Below are 16,957 nucleotides of genomic sequence, written 5' to 3' on the forward strand. Positions count from 1 at the left end.
GATGAAGATATGCTTCTTGATATCAGGCTGAATACGCTAGCGGACGTTATTGATCGGTTCGTTATCGTTGAGTCAACGCATACCTTTACCGGCAAAAAGCGGCAGCTTAACTTTGACATAAATACGGTCCTTTTAAAGATAAAATTATTTATGTTGTGCATGATGAAACACCTCTCATGAAAGCCTCTGACGGCGGCGATCAGCATCAGGACGGTCTGGTGGTGGATGCATGGGCGAATGAAGCCGCGCAGAGAAATGCCATCATGCAGGGCCTCAAAAGTGCTAAATATGATGATTTGATTTTAATTTGCGATGTGGACGAGATTTTTTCACCACAGGTTATCGGCTCTATCAACGCGAATAAACTCTGCACAACGCTTTATCAAAACTTTTATAATTATCAGTTTAATCTGCAGGTTTTTAATACAGATAACACCCCAAGAAAATGTAAACTGCCGAGAGCCACAAAATATAAAAACCTCGTTCATTTTTTTGGCGGCGAGCCTGAGTCGTTCAGAAATCTTAAACGCACCAGAAGCGTCAAAAACTGGTCCTGGCTCAAATGGAACTGGTTCAAACTTAACAATCGCATCATTGAAAATAGTGTCTGGCATTTCTCATGGGTTATGACCCCTGAACGCATATCAGAAAAAATGTCCACCATCTCCCACACGGAATACGATCTGCCTGAGTTCAATAACCCGGAACATATCATGAAGGTGATAAAAAACGCCGAAGATATCTGGGGACGAGACAGGAAGTTAATCAGGCAAGAGCTGTCGGCAGACAGTTTCCCCGAGTATATCGTTAACAACAAAGATAAATTCAGGGAATTCATTATTTAACTATCAGGCCGGGCCTTTACTTCACCGACGAAGATTCCACAGCGATCGCCAGGACACAATTTTTTAACAAAGATGCCAAAAAACCCTGGACGTACGCGGTCCTGAGTATGTTATGGTTTAGTCAGGATAGGGAACTGTCCAGCCATTCTCGGGGTTTTCGGTCCATAACCGAAGAAACCTTTTGAGAAACATAGAGATAAAAAGAGACCGAATACGATTCCTGTATTCGGTCCAGGGAAATGGCTCTTGGGAGAGAGCCGTGCGCTAAAAGTTGGCATTAATGCAGGCTAAGTCGCCTTGCCTTTTAAGAATAGATGACGACGCCAGGTTTTCCAGTCCACAGCAAAAGTGGCCTGAAAAAAAGCGTCAGAGCATCATTAAAAGTGAAAAACCGCAGTGCTTTGGCGAGCATCTGCGGTTTTTTTATTGGAAACCTGAACGTCAGCAGAGCTTGTCAGCGCGCTCGATAAACGGTGCCAGGCTCATCTTCTGCCCCGGGTTGGCCGGGTCATCAATCTGAATCACGCTGACTGGCTGACCGCTGCTCTTGCCGCTGGCGACCTGCTGCTCAGCGGTATCGTTGAGCGGGTACTGGACCAGCGTGCTCGGGTTGATCGCATACAGCGCATGGCCCGGACGGCAGGTCAGCATCACCTCTTCGCGATTAAAGGCCCATTTGTCTTTGCCCACTTCAAAGCGGCTTACGGTGATTACCTGCGGTGCCGCCAGAGCGCTTCCCGCGCAGGCCAGCAATAAGAGAGAAAGTACTGTCTTTTTCATTTAATAGTTAACCTTGTCAGAAGGGTTCCCAGGTAGCAAACAGACTGACCGTTGCCAGAACCAGCGCGCCCAGCACCACCTCTGCCTGTGTCATCCTGATAAACATCTGTTGTGCGCGCCCGGAATCCGGACGGAACCGTGGCACCAGAAAATACCGATTTGCCAGCGCAATTGCCACCATCAACGCCACGAGAGCACATTTGAACAACAAAAACTGCACGTAGCCAGCCTGCCAGGGAATATGGATGCCCAGAATCAACAGCGCATTCACTACGCCGGTAAGCAGCACGCCTGCGACGGCATAATGCCCCACGCGCGAGAAACGCATCATGGTATAGATGGCCGCGTTCTGCCAGCGTCCTTTCGCCAGACGCATGCAAAACAGCAGCGGCAGCAATCCACCCACCCAGGTTGCGGCACACAGCAGGTGAACAGCATGATTGATTCGCTGTATCGCCCCCATCGGGCCGTCGCTCATCGCCGCGTGCCCTACACCTGCCAGCAGGATAAGCTGGCCCATGGCGAGCAGCAGCAGGCGCGAGCCTTTCAGCGGCGCGAGCCACGCGACGACAACGGTGATGGCAGCGAGGATAATTTGCCACAACCAGACGCCACCAAACCGCGTTCCCAGCACGCTGTTCCAGATTTGCGGGTTAAACACATCGCCCCAGCCGTTGCCCATTAAGCCGCCCTGAAGCATAAACATCAGGATCGCAGCGGTCAGGCTGACGATGGATGCCACTCTCTGCTGGAGCTGGAAACGCCGGGCCATCAGGCGGTGCAGCCCGGAAGGCGCAAACCAGACGCTGTAAAGCGCGTTGCCAAAAACGAGCATTAGCGCCGCAAAATGGATAAAGCGCAATCCTACGTATAACAGTCCCAGCATGCTATTTCACGCTGAAGCGATAGCTGCCTTTGGTTTTATGGCCGTCGACGGAAACCACGTGCCAGTCCACCCGGTAAGCCCCCGGCGCCAGCGTCTGTTCCAGCGGAACGGTCAGCTGTGCTTTGTTCTTTTCGTCTCGCGTGGCGGTACCGGTTTTGATCACCTGATTTTGCGCATCCGTCACCACGACGCCGCTAAATCCGGGCTCGATACCTTCGGAGAAATTCAGCGTCAGCACCTGCGGTGACGCCACCTGGCTGTCCGCTGCCGGGCTCTGCTGCTCAAGATGCGCATGCGCCAGCACGGAGGGTGAGATTACCGTTGAGGCCAAAAAAACCAGTGCGCATACCGCGCGGGAAGCGGATAAACCCATCACAATCATTCCTTTTTGTTATGTCTGTATGCTAAAGAATAACGCTGTATAATAAACGAGTCGAGGATCATCCCGCTCTGCTTGTTATCGTCGCGCAATCGCGGTAACGTTGCCGCCGCAAAATAAGGAGAAGGTAATGAAGATTAATCTGGCCGCCCTTCCTCAGGACGAGATGGATAAAGTGAATGTCGATCTCGCTGCCGCTGGCGTCGCCTTTAAAGAGCGTTACAACATGCCCGTCGTGGCTGAAGTGGTGGAGCGAGAACAGCCCGCCCATCTGCGTGACTGGTTTCGCGAAAGGTTAATTGCCCACCGTCTCGCCTCGGTCAACCTCTCCCGCTTGCCGTACGAGCCGAAAGTTAAATAAGCTTAACGACTCGTTACACTTCCTTACGCGGAATCTGGCAGGATAAGAAAACCCTGATTAAATTAGGTGTACTCTTTAATCCCTGCGACTCTGTGTATAAGGAAGTCACGATGTCACATTGGAATATTGCGGCAGCCCAGTATGGCGGGCAGCATCACAGCGTAGATGACCATATTGCGCACCATCTCCACTTTATTGCCGAAGCAGCACAGCATCAGTGCGATTTGCTGGTTTTTCCGGAACTCTCATTAACCGGCCCGGGCGCGACGGCATTACCGCTCCCGCCCGAAGACGATCGACTACAGCCGTTGCTTGACGCCGCGCATTTTTACCGCATTACCCTCATTGCAGGGCTTCCCGTTGAACGAAACGGTCAGCGCCAGAAAGGCCTTGCGCTGTTTATCCCCTCTCGCGATCGTATTCTGCGTTACCCTCAGGGGAGCGGCGCCAGCCTGGTGCCGGGTGATAAACAACTCACGATTATCGATGGGCAAAGCGATTCCCCGAATCTTGATCCGCAGGCAACACTCTTCACCAGCTGCCAGTCGGTGAGGGATTACCGCTGGCGACAGTCCATCAATACCCTGCAGCGCTTTGCGCACAGGTATGCCATCGCGGTGTTAATGGCAAATGCCGGCACGGGCAGCGCGTTATGGGATGAAAAAGGCCAGCTGATCGTTCGGGCAGATAAGGGTGAGCTCCTGTTGACCGGCACGCGCAACGGACAGGGTTGGCAAGGCGATATCATTCCTTTAGGCTAAGCGTTTTAAGCTCAGGAGATTTTCATGCTGCGCGTCATTGATACCGAAACTTGCGATCTTCAGGGCGGAATTGTGGAAGTGGCCTCGGTCGACGTGGTTGATGGAAAAATCGTCAACCCGATGAGCCATCTGGTGCGTCCCGATCGTCCTATTAGCCCACAGGCCATGGCTATCCATCGCATTACAGAATCAATGGTGGCGGATAAACCCTGGATAGAAGACGTTATTCCGCACTACTACGGCAGCCCATGGTACGTTGCCCACAACGCCAGCTTTGACCGTCGGGTACTCCCCGAAATGCCCGGGGAGTGGATTTGTACCATGAAGCTGGCGCGTCGCCTCTGGCCAGGGATCAAGTACAGCAATATGGCGCTGTATAAATCCCGCAAGCTCAGCGTCAGAACCCCTGAAGGGCTGCACCATCACCGCGCCCTGTATGACTGCTATATCACCGCTGCGCTACTCATAGATATTATGAACACATCGGGCTGGACGCCGGATGATATGGCAACGATCACCGGACGCCCTGCGCTGCTGACGACGTTCACCTTCGGCAAATACCGCGGGAGAGCGGTATCGGATATTGCGGATAAAGATCCGGGCTATCTGCGCTGGCTGTATAACAACCTCGACAAAATGAGCCCGGAGCTGCGCTTAACCCTGAAACACTATCTGGGTGAAGCTTAACGCTGTACACGGCCTGGCAACGTATCCTGCGCCAGGCCTATCAAAAAGGCATACTCAAGTGCCACCCCTTCGTAGGATTTGAATCGACCCGATTTCCCCCCGTGCCCGGAGTCCATATCGGTACAGAGCAGCAGCAGGTTGTCATCGGTTTTCAGCTCCCGCAGCTTTGCTACCCATTTTGCCGGTTCCCAGTATTGCACCTGTGAATCGTGCAAACCGGTCGTCACCAGCATGTGCGGGTACGCTTTCGCTTCCACGTTGTCATACGGGCTGTACTCTTTCATATAGCGATAATAGGTTTCATCCTGCGGGTTGCCCCACTCCTCAAACTCTCCGGTTGTCAAAGGGATGGACTCATCGAGCATAGTGGTAACCACATCGACAAACGGGACCTGCGCAACAATACCCTTAAAGCGTTCGGGCCGCTGATTGATGACCGCCCCCATCAGCATCCCCCCCGCGCTACCGCCCATGCCGAAGCAAAGCTGAGGATCGCCATAGCCTTGCTCAATCAGCGCATCGCAGACGTCGAGATAGTCGTTGAAGGTGTTTTTCTTTTTCAGGAATTTCCCGTCTTCATACCAGTGCTGCCCCAGCTCGCCGCCGCCGCGAATATGGGCAATGGCGAAAACAAAGCCGCGGTCGAGCAGGCTTAATCTGCTGCTGCTGAAGTCGGCATCCATGCTGGAGCCATAGGAGCCGTAGCCATAGACCAGGATCGGATTTTTACCCTTCTGGAAGTGCGCCTTGTGATAAACGAGCGAAACAGGCACCTCCACGCCATCGCGCGCGGTGACCCACAGGTGTTCGCTGCGGTAATTGTCGGAATCAAAGCCCTTCACTTCGGTTTGCTTAAGCACCTGGCGCTGTCCGGTATCCATATCCAGCTCGAAGAGCGTATCCGGCGTGGTCATCGACGAGTAACCGTAGCGCAGCCGGGACGATTCAGGTTCCGGGTTAAAGCCGATCCACGTGACGTAGGCCGGATCGTCGAACGCAATCCCTATCACCTCACGCGTTTTACGGTTGATCTGCCGGATACTGGTCAGCCCCCGCTGGCGCTCCTCCACCACCAGCCAGTCGGTAAACAGCGTGAACCCTTCCAGCATAACCTGATCCCGCGCGGGAATAAGCACCTCCCACTTGCGCTCGTCGCGCACCTTGGTTTTGTACAGACCAAAGTTCTTGCCTTCACGATTCGAACGCAGATAAAAGCTGTGCTGGAAGTGATCCAGGCTGTACTCGTGGTCCTTGCGGCGCGGCAGGAAACAGAGCGGCTGGGCGTCAGGCAGTTCGGCATCCAGGAGCAGCACTTCCGAGGTGGTCGCGCTGGCGAGGAAGATAATCACATAGTGGCGTGAGGAGGTTTTATGCAGGCTGACATAAAACGTTTCGTCTTTCTCTTCATAGACCAGCTCGTCATCGGCTGAGTCCGTACCTACAGTATGCCGCCACACCTGATAAGGCAGCAGCGTGGAGGCGTGCTTTTTAACGTAGTAGACCGTCTCGGAATCGTTCGCCCAGACAAAATCCGGGGAGACGTTTTCCAGCATTTCCGGATACCAGTTGCCGGTTTCCAGATTGCGAAAACGCAGGCCGTACTGGCGCCGGGAGAGATAATCCTCCGCCAGCGCCATGATGGTGTTGTCCGGGGAGATGGACATACCGCCCAGGGTATAAAACTCGCTGTGGGCGGCACGCTGGTTCGCATCCAGCAAAATGTCCCATTCATCCCACTCGGCGCTTAATACCGACTGTCGTTGATAGATGGGATACTCGTTGCCCGGCTCATAGATATGGCGATAGCGATAGCCGTTTTTGGTCCAGGGCGCGGAGATGTCGCGCTGGGGAATACGCTGCACCATTTCATTCAGCAGCTGGTCCTGAAGCGCCTGCTGGCTGGCCATGACCCTGCGGCCATAGTCGTTTTCCTCGTGCAGGTAGTCGAGCACCTCTGGCCGGGAACGCGAATCGTCCCGCAGCCAGTAATAGTTGTCTATGCGCGTATCGCCATGCGTGACGATCGCATAAGGAGTACGTCGGGCTTTCGGTGGCATGTCATCATTCTTTTAAGTTTTACACCCTATAAGGTTGGCAAAACCCGCGCATGATGCAAGCGAAACATGACCACGGGGGCGCGAGTTAGCCCTGTAGCGCCAGTTTTTGTTCCCCGATATCTTTTTCAATCCCCTCGCGCACGTCCTGAGGGATCTTCAGCGCGTCGCCGAGGGCATTAAGGTAGCTACGCTCCATAAAGTGATCGATATCTATGGCGGCACAGCTGAGAAAATAGAGTTCCAGCGCCTCTTCCTCATTTTTCACGCTCAGTGCCAGACGCTGCGGATCGAGCGGCTGTTCAATGGCCTGCGCCACCAGCGTTCTGCCCTGTTCTTCAACACCCGCCTCGCGCAGCTGCTGTTCGATAGCCGCTCTCTCTTTATCATCAATATGCCCGTCGCTTTTGGCGGCAAACACCAGCGCAAGGATGAGCCGCTCCGTGCGCAGATCCAGCGGAGAAGTATGCTCCCCATAGTGAGGTTCATCGCGGTGCGCCGCACGCACCCTGTCCTTATATTTGTTCCACAGCACGGTGCCGGCGATAGCGCCGCCCCCGGCCAGCAGCGCGCCGGTACCGTACTTCGCCAGCAGCTTGCGTGAGGATTTATTGGCAACCAGCAGCCCTGCCAGCCCACCGAGCGCCCCCGGTACCAGCAGTTTGCTCAGCCCCTGTTCGCCGGAACCTGACGTTTTCTGCCCTAACATGGATTGCAGTTGATTTAACCAGCCTGACATGGTTTCCCTCGCTTAACGGTTAACATGTTCTCCAGCGTAAGCGAGCAGGCGTCAGGAAATGTCCATCAAGCCTAAAGAAGCGCAAATTTCTGGTCTGCCCTTTTGCCGTGCGCAAGACAGACGCAAACGTTTTCGTTTATACTGCGCGCATCTTTTTCAGGGGGAATATCATGACTCGTTTAGGAACCGCGCTGCGACCTGCGGCGACGCGCGTAATGCTGTTGGGATCGGGCGAACTGGGTAAAGAAGTCGCCATTGAGTGTCAGCGTTTAGGGGTGGAGGTGATTGCCGTAGACCGCTACGCCGACGCGCCCGCCATGCACGTCGCCCATCGTTCTTATGTGATTAACATGCTGGACGGTGATGCCCTGCGTACGCTTATTGCACGGGAGAAACCGGATTTTGTCGTGCCGGAAATTGAAGCTATCGCAACCGATACGCTGATCGCCCTTGAGCAGGCAGGCCAGCGCGTGGTGCCCTGCGCGAAAGCCGCAAAGCTGACCATGAACCGTGAAGGCATTCGCCGCCTGGCGGCGGAGGAGCTGGGGCTGCCTACTTCAAGCTACCGTTTTGCGGGTGACAAAGCCGCATTCCTGCAGGCCGTTGAAGAGATTGGCTACCCGTGCATCATTAAGCCGGTGATGAGCTCTTCGGGGAAAGGTCAGAGCTTTATTCGCGACAGCAGCGCGCTGGACAGCGCGTGGGATTATGCGCAACAGGGTGGCCGTGCCGGTGCCGGTCGCGTGATCGTCGAAGGCGTGGTGAAGTTTGATTTCGAAATCACTCTGCTCACCGTCAGTGCCGTGGACGGCGTCCATTTCTGCGACCCGATTGGCCACCGCCAGGAAGATGGCGATTATCGTGAATCCTGGCAGCCGCAGCAGATGAGCGACCTGGCGCTGGAGCGTGCCCGGGAGATTGCCCGTAAGACCGTTCTGGCCCTGGGCGGTTATGGCCTGTTCGGCGTGGAGCTGTTCGTCTGCGGTGACGAAGTGATCTTCAGCGAAGTCTCCCCTCGCCCGCACGACACCGGTATGGTCACGCTCATTTCGCAGGATCTCTCGGAGTTCGCCCTGCACGTGCGCGCCTTCCTCGGCCTGCCGGTTGGCGGCATCCGCCAGTACGGCCCGGCGGCGTCGGCGGTGATCCTTCCGCAGCTGACCAGCCAGAATGTGACGTTTGATAACGTCGAAGGCGCGGTGGGCGCAGGCCTGCAGGTCCGTCTGTTCGGCAAGCCGGAGATCGACGGTACGCGTCGTCTGGGCGTGGCGTTAGCCACCGGGGATAACGTTGACGAGGCCGTAGTAAGAGCAAAAGCGGCGGCTGCGAACGTTCAGGTAGCAGGATAAAAAAACGGGCCGAAAGGCCCGTTTTTCATGCTGCATATGGCTTACTGCTTCGCGCCTTCAACCGCTTCACGAGCCAGTTTCGTGATGCGATCCCAGTCGCCCGCTTCCAGCGCATCCGCCGGAACCAGCCATGAGCCGCCGATGCACAGCACGCTTTTCAGCGCCAGGTAGTCGCGGTAGTTAGCCGGGGAGATACCGCCCGTCGGGCAGAAGCGTACCTGAGAGAAGGGACCCGCAATTGCCTGCAGCGCTTTGGTGCCGCCGTTCGCTTCTGCCGGGAAGAATTTGAACTCTTTCAGACCGTAGTCCATGCCCAGCATCAGTTCAGAAACGGTGCTGATGCCCGGGATCAAGGGAATGGTGCCTTCGGTCGCGGCCTTCAGCAGCGGCTCGGTCAGGCCCGGGCTGATGGCAAACTGTGCGCCAGCTTCGGTCACTTCCGCCAGCTGCTGCGCGTTGAGAACGGTACCCGCACCGATGATGGCGTCCGGCACTTCTTTAGCGATGGCGCGGATGGCATCCATCGCGCAGGCGGTACGCAGGGTCACTTCCAGAACGCGAACGCCGCCCGCAACCAGCGCTTTCGCCATTGGCACAGCGTGCTCCAGCTTGTTTACCACGATAACCGGCACGACAGGGCCAGTGGTCAGGATTGCTTCTGCACTTGTTTTCCAGTTTTTCATCAGAGTTCTCTCTCGCCAGATCGTTAAAATCAAGTCGTCTTAAAACGTAATACAGGTTGCGCCCTGCTCCGCACCGGAGAGCTTCTCACGCAGCGCGCTGAACATTTCGCGTCCGGTTCCCACGCGCGATGCGCTCAGGTCAGGAATATGAGGCTGACGTGCCGCCAGCTCCGCGTCATCCACCAGCAGGGTTAACTCGCCAGTCTGGCCGTTCACGCGGATCATGTCGCCGTCGCGCACTTTCGCCAGCAAGCCGCCGTCGTAGGCTTCAGGCGTGACGTGGATGGCGGAAGGCACTTTGCCGGATGCGCCTGACAGGCGGCCATCGGTCACTAACGCAATTTTGAAACGGCGGTCCAATAATACACCAAGTGGTGGCATAAGTTTATGTAATTCTGGCATGCCGTTCGCTTTTGGCCCCTGATGACGCACGACCACCACGCAGTCTTTATCCAGCAGACCGGCGTCGAAGGCAGGCAACACGTCGTGCTGGCTTTCAAACACTACCGCCGGGGCCTCGATAACCTGGTTCTCTTCCGGCACGGCAGAGGTTTTCATCACCGCGCGGCCAAGGTTGCCGCTCAGCACTTTGGTACCGCCGTGGTGGGAGAACGGTTTGTCGATAGTGGCAATCACCTGCGGATCAAGAGACGCGGTTGCCCCGTCGCGCCAGTCCAGCTCGCCGTTGTTCAGCCACGGCTCCTGGGTGTAGCGCTGCAGACCAAATCCGGCTACGGTGTTCACGTCTTCATGCAGCAGACCGCCTTTCAGCAGCTCGCGCATCAGCAGCGGCACACCGCCCGCAGCCTGGAAGTGGTTGATGTCCGCCGGACCGTTCGGGTACAGACGCGCCATCAGCGGTACCACGGAGGAGATGTCGGAGAAGTCATCCCAGTTAATCAGGATACCCGCCGCGCGCGCCATGGCCACCAGGTGCATGGTGTGGTTAGTTGAACCGCCGGTCGCCAGCAGGGCGACGATACCGTTGACGATCACTTTTTCGTCGACCATTTTGCCCATCGGCATCCATTCATTGCCGTTTCCTGTCAGGCGCGTCACCTGACGGGCCGCGGCCTCGGTCAGCGCCTGGCGCAGCGGCGCGTCCGGCTGGATGAAGGACGAGCCCGGAAGCTGCATCCCCATAAACTCCACCACCATCTGGTTGGTGTTGGCCGTGCCGTAGAACGTACAGGTGCCCGGCGCATGGTAGGACGCGGCTTCGGCTTCCAGCAGCGCCTGACGATCGGCTTTGCCTTCCGCATACAGCTGGCGGATACGCACTTTTTCTTTATTCGGCAGACCGCTGGCCATCGGGCCGGACGGCACGAAAATCGCTGGCAGATGACCAAACGACAGCGCTGCCATCACCAGGCCCGGGACGATTTTGTCGCACACGCCGAGATACAGCGCACCATCAAACATGTTGTGTGACAGGCCCACAGCCGCAGACATCGCAATCACTTCGCGGCTCAGCAGCGACAGCTCCATACCATCCTGCCCCTGCGTCACGCCGTCGCACATGGCCGGGACGCCCCCCGCCACCTGCCCCACCGCGTTCACGCTGTGCAGCGCTTTACGAATGATGTTGGGATAGACCTCATACGGCTGGTGCGCGGAGAGCATATCGTTATAAGACGTGATGATAGCGATATTGTTACGCAACATGCTTTTCAGGGAGGCTTTGTCATCGGGCTGGCAGGCGGCGAAGCCGTGGGCCAGGTTACCGCAGGCCAGCTGGGAGCGGTGAACGGTGTTGCTTTTCGCCTGTTCAATGCGGGCGAGGTAGGCCGAACGGGTCTCTTTCGAGCGCTCGATAATGCGTTGTGTTACGCGTAACATTACAGGATTCATAAAAGCTCCTTTAATTTATCTGTCCGGGCTCGGGAGTTTACAAAGTCGCTGGCGGTTGTTAACAACGCTGAAACGCTTGCTGTCCGGAGCTCAGGGGCAAAATCACTTCCGGCAGTGTAATAAAAAAAGCCCCGCGGGTGAATCCACGCGGAGCTTAAAAGTATAAAAATTGTGCCACTAACTGTGTTAGATCATGTTACCGGTAAAATAACACTTTCGGGCTAGTGGATTATCCTACTCAAACTCGTTCCAGGAGCGGCCATCGCGGGTGATCATCGCCACCGACGCCACAGGCCCCCAGGTACCCGCCTGATACGGTTTTGGCGCATCCTGATCGGCAGCCCAGGCTTCGGTGATGGAATCGACCCATTTCCACGCCTCTTCCACTTCGTCGCGACGCACGAACAGCGCCTGGATACCGCGCATGGTTTCCAGCAGCAGACGCTCGTAAGCATCCGCAAGGTGCGTCTGGTTGAAGGTTTCGGAGTAGCTCAGATCCAGCTTGGTGGTCTGCAGGTTGTGCTTATGATCCAGGCCCGGCACTTTGTTGAGGATCTGGATATCCACCCCTTCGTCCGGCTGCAGACGGATGGTCAGCTTGTTCTGCGGCAGCTCCTGCCAGGACTCTTTGAACAGGTTCAGTTCCGGGTTCTTAAAGTAGACAACCACTTCGGAACACTTCGTCGGCAGACGCTTACCGGTGCGCAGGTAGAACGGCACGCCCGCCCAGCGCCAGTCGTCGATATCCACGCGGATGGCCACAAACGTCTCGGTATTGCTGGACTTGTTCGCGCCCTCTTCTTCCAGGTAGCCTGGCACTTTTTTACCTTGCGCAAACCCGGCAGTGTACTGGCCGCGAACGGTTTTCTCGCGCACGTTGGAGCGGTCGATGCGGCGCAGCGACTTCAGCACTTTCACTTTGGCATCGCGGATGCTGTCAGCCGTCAGGTCAGACGGTGGAGACATGGCAATCATGCACAGAATTTGCAGCAGGTGGTTCTGGATCATGTCGCGCATCTGGCCGGCCTGGTCAAAGTAACCCCAGCGACCTTCAATCCCCACCTCTTCCGCCACGGTAATTTCCACGTGGTCAATGGTACGGTTGTCCCAGTTATTCACAAACAGGGAGTTAGCGAAACGCAGCGCCAGCAGGTTCAGTACCGTCTCTTTACCGAGATAGTGGTCGATACGGTAGACCTGGCACTCTTCAAAGAACTCGCCCACCTGGTCGTTGATTTCACGGGAGGTAGCCAGCGACGTCCCCAGCGGCTTTTCCATCACCACGCGCGCCGGCTTGGCGTTCAGTTTGGCTTCGCCCAAACCTTTGCAGATGGCGCCAAAGGTGCTTGGCGGCATGGCGAAATAGTTAATGGTGACACGGTTTTTCTGATCCAGCATGGCACCCAGGCGGGAAAACGCGCTGACGTCATTAACGTCCAGGTTGCAGAAATCGAGACGACCGCTGAGGGTATCCCACAAACTTTCATCAATTTTTTCCTTCATGAAAGTTTCGAGCGCCTCGCGGACGACTTTGGTATAAGCGTCCTTGTCCCAGTCGGCGCGCCCAACACCCAGGATACGCGTATCCGGATGAATTTGGCCCGCTTTCTCCAGTTGATACAGGGAAGGCAGCAATTTCCGGCGTGCAAGATCGCCTTTCGCGCCGAAAATGACCAGGTCACATGCCTGGGCTGTTTGCGTTACCGCCATGTCATTCTCCTCAGTTGGATCACCTGGTGCTTCTGCCAGGTATCGTTGTAATTTTATTACAATGCACTGTACTGCTTTTACGTCATTCCCGAAACCATTAGCGCTTATCGTCTCGTGCGATACGGCGATTTTTCGCCATTCAGCCGATTATGGCGACGTAATGACGCAACAGCCGTCGATAATTTGCGCAACAGGGTCATAGCAAAACCCGACATCGATCAAGTAATGAAAAAAAACAACAACATTATCTTGTCGACTGTTACCCTTTAGGGAAGCCACAGGGGTAATATCGGCTAATCGAATCAAGATTTCATCAATGAGTGAAATCGTTTCCACCCCCATGAGCGCCTTGTTAACAATGAACATGCTTGAAAAAATCCAGTATCAACTGGAACACCTTAGCAAATCCGAGCGAAAAGTGGCTGAAGTCATTCTGGCCGCGCCCGGTCAGGCGATTCATTCAAGCATCGCCGCTCTGGCTCAGGAAGCGGGCGTCAGTGAACCGACGGTCAACCGGTTCTGCCGCAGCCTGGAAACGCGCGGCTTTCCTGATTTTAAACTGCATCTGGCACAAAGTCTGGCAAACGGCACCCCCTATGTTAATCGTAATGTGGATGAAGACGACAGCGTAGATGCCTATACGGCAAAAATATTTGAGTCGGCCATGGCCACGCTCGATCACGTTCGTCAAAGTCTGGATATGAGTTCAGTAAACCGCGCGGTGGATTTACTCACCCAGGCCAAACGCATTGCGTTCTTCGGTCTTGGCTCGTCAGCCGCCGTGGCGCACGACGCCATGAATAAATTCTTCCGCTTTAACGTGCCGGTTATTTATTCCGATGACATTGTGCTGCAACGCATGAGCTGTATGAATTGCAGTGAGGATGACGTCGTGGTACTGATTTCGCACACTGGCCGCACCAAAAGCCAGGTTGAGCTGGCGCAGCTGGCCCGTGAAAACGATGCCATGGTAATCGCCCTCACCACCGCCGGCACGCCGCTGGCGCGGGAGGCGACTCTCGCCATTACCCTGGACGTGCCTGAGGATACCGACATGTATATGCCAATGGTGTCTCGTCTGGCGCAGCTCACGGTAATCGACGTACTGGCGACCGGATTTACCTTACGCCGGGGCGCAAAATTCCGAGATAACTTGAAGCGAGTCAAGGAAGCGCTGAAGGAATCGCGTTTTGATAAAGAATTGCTTATAAAGAGCGATGTTCCCTGAAAGTAGATAACGAAGACGTAACCCATAATTAGATGTAACGATTTTCGGCATTCGGCCCCCTCTTTGCTGCCTTGCGGTAGATGAAGGCCGATTCAATGTTCACGCAACACCAAAGTTGTTTCAGTCAACGGAGTATTACATGTCCAGAAGGCTTCGCAGAACCAAGATCGTCACCACCTTAGGCCCGGCCACCGATCGCGATAATAACCTCGAAAAGATTATCGCCGCTGGCGCCAACGTGGTACGTATGAACTTCTCTCACGGTACGCCAGAAGACCATAAATTGCGTGCCGATAAAGTGCGTGAGATCGCCGCTAAGCTGGGCCGCCACGTCGCTATCCTCGGCGACCTGCAGGGTCCAAAAATTCGTGTATCAACCTTTAAAGAAGGTAAAGTTTTCCTCAATATCGGCGACAAATTCCTGCTGGATGCCAACCTCGGCAAAGGCGAAGGCGATAAAGAGAAAGTCGGGATCGACTATAAAGGCCTGCCGGCTGATGTGGTCCCTGGCGATATCCTGCTGCTCGACGACGGTCGCGTCCAGCTGAAGGTGCTGGAAGTTCAGGGGATGAAAGTGTTCACTGAAGTCACCGTCGGCGGCCCGCTCTCCAACAATAAAGGCATCAACAAACTGGGCGGCGGCCTCTCTGCGGAAGCCCTGACCGACAAAGACAAAGCGGATATCGTAACGGCGGCCCAGATCGGCGTTGACTATCTGGCGGTCTCCTTCCCACGCTGTGGCGAAGATCTGAACTATGCGCGCCGCCTGGCCCGTGACGCAGGCTGTGATGCCAAAATCGTCGCTAAGGTTGAACGCGCGGAAGCCGTGTGCGATCAGGATGCGATGGACGATGTGATCCTCGCCTCTGACGTGGTGATGGTTGCCCGTGGCGATCTGGGCGTGGAAATCGGCGACCCTGAACTGGTCGGTATCCAGAAAGCGCTGATTCGTCGCGCACGTCAGCTGAACCGCGCGGTGATCACCGCCACCCAGATGATGGAATCCATGATCACTAACCCAATGCCAACCCGTGCGGAAGTCATGGACGTCGCTAACGCCGTGCTGGACGGTACCGATGCGGTGATGCTGTCAGCGGAAACTGCGGCGGGCCAGTATCCGGCAGAAACCGTGGCCGCAATGGCGCGCGTCTGCCTGGGCGCGGAGAAGATCCCAAGCATTAACGTCTCCAAGCACCGCCTGGATATCCAGTTCGACAATGTGGAAGAAGCGATTGCGATGTCCGCCATGTATGCGGCCAACCATCTGAAAGGCGTTACGGCGATCATCACCATGACCGAATCTGGCCGCACCGCGCTGATGACCTCTCGCATCAGCTCCGGCCTGCCGATTTTCGCCATGTCACGCCACGAGCGTACGCTGAACCTGACGGCGCTGTACCGCGGTGTTACCCCGGTACACTTCGACAGCACCAATGACGGCGTAGCCGCGGCGCACGATGCCGTAAACCTGCTGCGCGATAAAGGTTACCTGGTGTCTGGTGATATCGTCATCGTGACGCAGGGTGACGTGATGAGCACCATCGGCTCAACCAATACCACGCGCGTACTGACTGTAGAGTAAGATCCGATCCCCTCTCCCCTAAGGGGAGAGGGACAAGGTGAAGGTTTTCTATTTCCTCGGGTAAAGCTCTTTACGCTTATAGGGCTCCGTCTCTCCCGGCTTCCGCGTTTTCAGCAGCTTCAGTATCCACGTGTACTGTTCGGTATGCGGCCCCACCAGCAGCTCCACCTCTTCGTTCATGCGGCGCGCGATGGTGCGATCGTCCGCAGTCAGCAGGTCGTCCATCGGCGGACGGACTTCAATGCTCAGACGATGCGTTTTACCGTCGTAAACCGGAAAGAGCGGGATCACGCGGGCACGGCAGACCTTCATCAGACGCCCAATCGCGGGGAGCGTGGCTTTATAGGTCGCAAAGAAGTCGACAAACTCGCTGTGCTCGGGTCCGTGGTCCTGGTCCGGCAGATAGTAGCCCCAGTACCCCTGACGTACCGACTGAATAAACGGCTTGATGCCGTCGTTACGCGCATGCAAACGTCCGCCAAAACGACGACGTACCGTATTCCAGACAAAATCGTAGATTTTATTGCCCTGGTTATGGAACATCGCCGCCATTTTCTGCCCCTGGGAAGCCATCAGCATTGCCGGGATATCCACGCCCCAGCCGTGCGGCACGAGGAAAATGACCTTCTCATCATTGCGACGCATTTCGTCGATGATTTCCAGCCCTTTCCAGTCAACGCGGTCGATGATTTTTTCCGGTCCTTTCAGCGCCAGCTCCGCCATCATCGCCATGGCCTGCGGTGCGGTGGTATACATCGCGTCGATGATGGCCTCGCGCTCGGCATCGCTTTTTTCAGGAAAACAGTAATAGAGGTTGATCTGCGCACGACGACGCGCGCTTTTACCTAAGCGTCCGGCCAGACGGCCAATTTTTCCCAGTACGGGATCGCGCAGCGCGGCAGGCAGCATAGCGATGCCCGCAAAGGTGTAAACCCCCAGCCAGGCGCCCCAGTTGCGCGGATGTCGAAAGGATTTTTCAAACTCAGGAATGTATTCAATATTATTTTTTTTTGTTTCCATGCTGGTTCCAGGGTCTGGTGACGCAAAAAATTATTCAGATAG

The 16,957-nt window shown here is 55.7% G+C and carries 17 protein-coding genes; 8 read left to right on the forward strand and 9 right to left on the reverse strand.

Features of this window, described 5'->3' with window-relative positions:
- The first annotated feature begins 9 nt into the window (after positions 1-9).
- The gene (locus AC2FAJ_RS05320) at positions 10-180 is read left to right on the forward strand and encodes a hypothetical protein (RefSeq protein ID WP_395756337.1); all 171 of its coding nucleotides are present in this window, start codon (positions 10-12) and stop codon (positions 178-180) included.
- Positions 177-845: a glycosyltransferase family 17 protein gene (locus AC2FAJ_RS05325; RefSeq protein ID WP_485453904.1), complete on the forward strand. Its 669-nt coding sequence runs from the start codon at positions 177-179 to the stop codon at positions 843-845. Before AC2FAJ_RS05320 ends, AC2FAJ_RS05325 begins: the two co-directional genes overlap by 4 nt.
- 441 nt (positions 846-1,286) lie before the next feature.
- Here the strand turns inward: AC2FAJ_RS05325 and AC2FAJ_RS05330 are convergent, their stop codons facing one another.
- Genes AC2FAJ_RS05330 through yobA form a run of 3 tightly spaced genes read right to left on the reverse strand, consistent with a single transcriptional unit; the run spans position 1,287 to position 2,884 of the window.
- Positions 1,287-1,625: a YebY family protein gene (locus AC2FAJ_RS05330; protein ID WP_028013604.1), complete on the reverse strand. Its 339-nt coding sequence runs from the start codon at positions 1,623-1,625 to the stop codon at positions 1,287-1,289.
- 16 nt (positions 1,626-1,641) lie between these two features.
- Positions 1,642-2,511: a copper homeostasis membrane protein CopD gene (gene copD, locus AC2FAJ_RS05335; protein WP_041909468.1), complete on the reverse strand. Its 870-nt coding sequence runs from the start codon at positions 2,509-2,511 to the stop codon at positions 1,642-1,644.
- 1 nt (position 2,512) lies between these two features.
- Positions 2,513-2,884 carry a CopC domain-containing protein YobA gene (gene yobA / locus AC2FAJ_RS05340; RefSeq protein ID WP_041909466.1) on the reverse strand — a complete coding sequence of 124 codons (372 nt, stop codon included), beginning with the start codon at positions 2,882-2,884 and terminating at the stop codon, positions 2,513-2,515.
- 136 nt (positions 2,885-3,020) lie between these two features.
- On the opposite strand from yobA, the gene AC2FAJ_RS05345 reads away from it, so the two are divergent.
- From AC2FAJ_RS05345 to exoX, 3 genes are all read left to right on the forward strand, one after another.
- The gene (locus AC2FAJ_RS05345) at positions 3,021-3,251 is read left to right on the forward strand and encodes a DNA polymerase III subunit theta (protein WP_008500465.1); all 231 of its coding nucleotides are present in this window, start codon (positions 3,021-3,023) and stop codon (positions 3,249-3,251) included.
- A gap of 110 nt (positions 3,252-3,361) precedes the next feature.
- Complete coding sequence (locus AC2FAJ_RS05350) at positions 3,362-4,012, forward strand: nitrilase-related carbon-nitrogen hydrolase (protein WP_041909464.1); 651 nt, start codon at positions 3,362-3,364, stop codon at positions 4,010-4,012.
- A gap of 24 nt (positions 4,013-4,036) precedes the next feature.
- Positions 4,037-4,699, forward strand: a complete 663-nt coding sequence (exoX, locus tag AC2FAJ_RS05355) for an exodeoxyribonuclease X (RefSeq protein ID WP_025756911.1) — start codon at positions 4,037-4,039, stop codon at positions 4,697-4,699.
- On the opposite strand, the gene ptrB is transcribed toward exoX, so the two are convergent.
- A complete protein-coding gene (gene ptrB, locus AC2FAJ_RS05360; RefSeq protein ID WP_041909462.1) occupies positions 4,696-6,756 on the reverse strand; it encodes an oligopeptidase B in 2,061 nt (686 codons plus the stop codon). The two genes, exoX and ptrB, sit on opposite strands and share 4 nt — an antisense overlap.
- Before the next feature lie 85 nt (positions 6,757-6,841).
- Complete coding sequence (locus AC2FAJ_RS05365) at positions 6,842-7,492, reverse strand: tellurite resistance TerB family protein (protein WP_163332586.1); 651 nt, start codon at positions 7,490-7,492, stop codon at positions 6,842-6,844.
- Between the two features lie 170 nt (positions 7,493-7,662).
- On the opposite strand from AC2FAJ_RS05365, the gene purT reads away from it, so the two are divergent.
- Positions 7,663-8,841, forward strand: a complete 1,179-nt coding sequence (gene purT / locus AC2FAJ_RS05370; protein ID WP_041909459.1) for a formate-dependent phosphoribosylglycinamide formyltransferase — start codon at positions 7,663-7,665, stop codon at positions 8,839-8,841.
- A 41-nt stretch (positions 8,842-8,882) separates the two neighbouring features.
- Here purT and kdgA read toward each other — a convergent pair whose 3' ends face one another.
- The 3 genes from kdgA to zwf form a co-directional block, all read right to left on the reverse strand.
- Entirely contained in the window at positions 8,883-9,524 is a 642-nt protein-coding gene (gene kdgA / locus AC2FAJ_RS05375) for a bifunctional 4-hydroxy-2-oxoglutarate aldolase/2-dehydro-3-deoxy-phosphogluconate aldolase (protein ID WP_014884307.1), read from the reverse strand.
- Between the two features lie 39 nt (positions 9,525-9,563).
- Entirely contained in the window at positions 9,564-11,375 is a 1,812-nt protein-coding gene (gene edd, locus AC2FAJ_RS05380; RefSeq protein ID WP_485453905.1) for a phosphogluconate dehydratase, read from the reverse strand.
- A 234-nt stretch (positions 11,376-11,609) separates the two neighbouring features.
- Positions 11,610-13,085 (reverse strand): glucose-6-phosphate dehydrogenase, encoded by a 1,476-nt coding sequence (gene zwf / locus AC2FAJ_RS05385; RefSeq protein WP_028013613.1) that lies wholly within the window; start codon positions 13,083-13,085, stop codon positions 11,610-11,612.
- 358 nt (positions 13,086-13,443) lie between these two features.
- On the opposite strand from zwf, the gene AC2FAJ_RS05390 reads away from it, so the two are divergent.
- Both AC2FAJ_RS05390 and pyk read left to right on the forward strand, forming a co-directional pair.
- A complete protein-coding gene (locus tag AC2FAJ_RS05390; RefSeq protein ID WP_041909454.1) occupies positions 13,444-14,313 on the forward strand; it encodes a MurR/RpiR family transcriptional regulator in 870 nt (289 codons plus the stop codon).
- A gap of 139 nt (positions 14,314-14,452) precedes the next feature.
- Positions 14,453-15,895 carry a pyruvate kinase gene (gene pyk / locus AC2FAJ_RS05395; protein WP_028013616.1) on the forward strand — a complete coding sequence of 481 codons (1,443 nt, stop codon included), beginning with the start codon at positions 14,453-14,455 and terminating at the stop codon, positions 15,893-15,895.
- 48 nt (positions 15,896-15,943) lie between these two features.
- Here pyk and lpxM read toward each other — a convergent pair whose 3' ends face one another.
- Positions 15,944-16,915, reverse strand: coding sequence for a lauroyl-Kdo(2)-lipid IV(A) myristoyltransferase (lpxM, locus tag AC2FAJ_RS05400; protein ID WP_028013618.1), 972 nt, complete (start codon positions 16,913-16,915; stop codon positions 15,944-15,946).
- Between the last annotated feature and the right edge of the window lie 42 nt (positions 16,916-16,957).

The organism is Enterobacter cloacae complex sp. 385G4 (assembly GCF_057320665.1).

What these genes read in the sequence shown, in the direction of transcription:
- AC2FAJ_RS05320 (WP_395756337.1), top strand. Translation starts at nt 10, where the DNA reads ATGCTTCTTGATATCAGGCTGAATACGCTAGCGGACGTTATTGATCGG.
- AC2FAJ_RS05325 (WP_485453904.1), top strand. Translation starts at nt 177, where the DNA reads ATGAAAGCCTCTGACGGCGGCGATCAGCATCAGGACGGTCTGGTGGTG.
- AC2FAJ_RS05330 (WP_028013604.1), bottom strand. Translation starts at nt 1,625, where the DNA reads ATGAAAAAGACAGTACTTTCTCTCTTATTGCTGGCCTGCGCGGGAAGC.
- copD (WP_041909468.1), bottom strand. Translation starts at nt 2,511, where the DNA reads ATGCTGGGACTGTTATACGTAGGATTGCGCTTTATCCATTTTGCGGCG.
- yobA (WP_041909466.1), bottom strand. Translation starts at nt 2,884, where the DNA reads ATGGGTTTATCCGCTTCCCGCGCGGTATGCGCACTGGTTTTTTTGGCC.
- AC2FAJ_RS05345 (WP_008500465.1), top strand. Translation starts at nt 3,021, where the DNA reads ATGAAGATTAATCTGGCCGCCCTTCCTCAGGACGAGATGGATAAAGTG.
- AC2FAJ_RS05350 (WP_041909464.1), top strand. Translation starts at nt 3,362, where the DNA reads ATGTCACATTGGAATATTGCGGCAGCCCAGTATGGCGGGCAGCATCAC.
- exoX (WP_025756911.1), top strand. Translation starts at nt 4,037, where the DNA reads ATGCTGCGCGTCATTGATACCGAAACTTGCGATCTTCAGGGCGGAATT.
- ptrB (WP_041909462.1), bottom strand. Translation starts at nt 6,756, where the DNA reads ATGCCACCGAAAGCCCGACGTACTCCTTATGCGATCGTCACGCATGGC.
- AC2FAJ_RS05365 (WP_163332586.1), bottom strand. Translation starts at nt 7,492, where the DNA reads ATGTCAGGCTGGTTAAATCAACTGCAATCCATGTTAGGGCAGAAAACG.
- purT (WP_041909459.1), top strand. Translation starts at nt 7,663, where the DNA reads ATGACTCGTTTAGGAACCGCGCTGCGACCTGCGGCGACGCGCGTAATG.
- kdgA (WP_014884307.1), bottom strand. Translation starts at nt 9,524, where the DNA reads ATGAAAAACTGGAAAACAAGTGCAGAAGCAATCCTGACCACTGGCCCT.
- edd (WP_485453905.1), bottom strand. Translation starts at nt 11,375, where the DNA reads ATGAATCCTGTAATGTTACGCGTAACACAACGCATTATCGAGCGCTCG.
- zwf (WP_028013613.1), bottom strand. Translation starts at nt 13,085, where the DNA reads ATGGCGGTAACGCAAACAGCCCAGGCATGTGACCTGGTCATTTTCGGC.
- AC2FAJ_RS05390 (WP_041909454.1), top strand. Translation starts at nt 13,444, where the DNA reads ATGAACATGCTTGAAAAAATCCAGTATCAACTGGAACACCTTAGCAAA.
- pyk (WP_028013616.1), top strand. Translation starts at nt 14,453, where the DNA reads ATGTCCAGAAGGCTTCGCAGAACCAAGATCGTCACCACCTTAGGCCCG.
- lpxM (WP_028013618.1), bottom strand. Translation starts at nt 16,915, where the DNA reads ATGGAAACAAAAAAAAATAATATTGAATACATTCCTGAGTTTGAAAAA.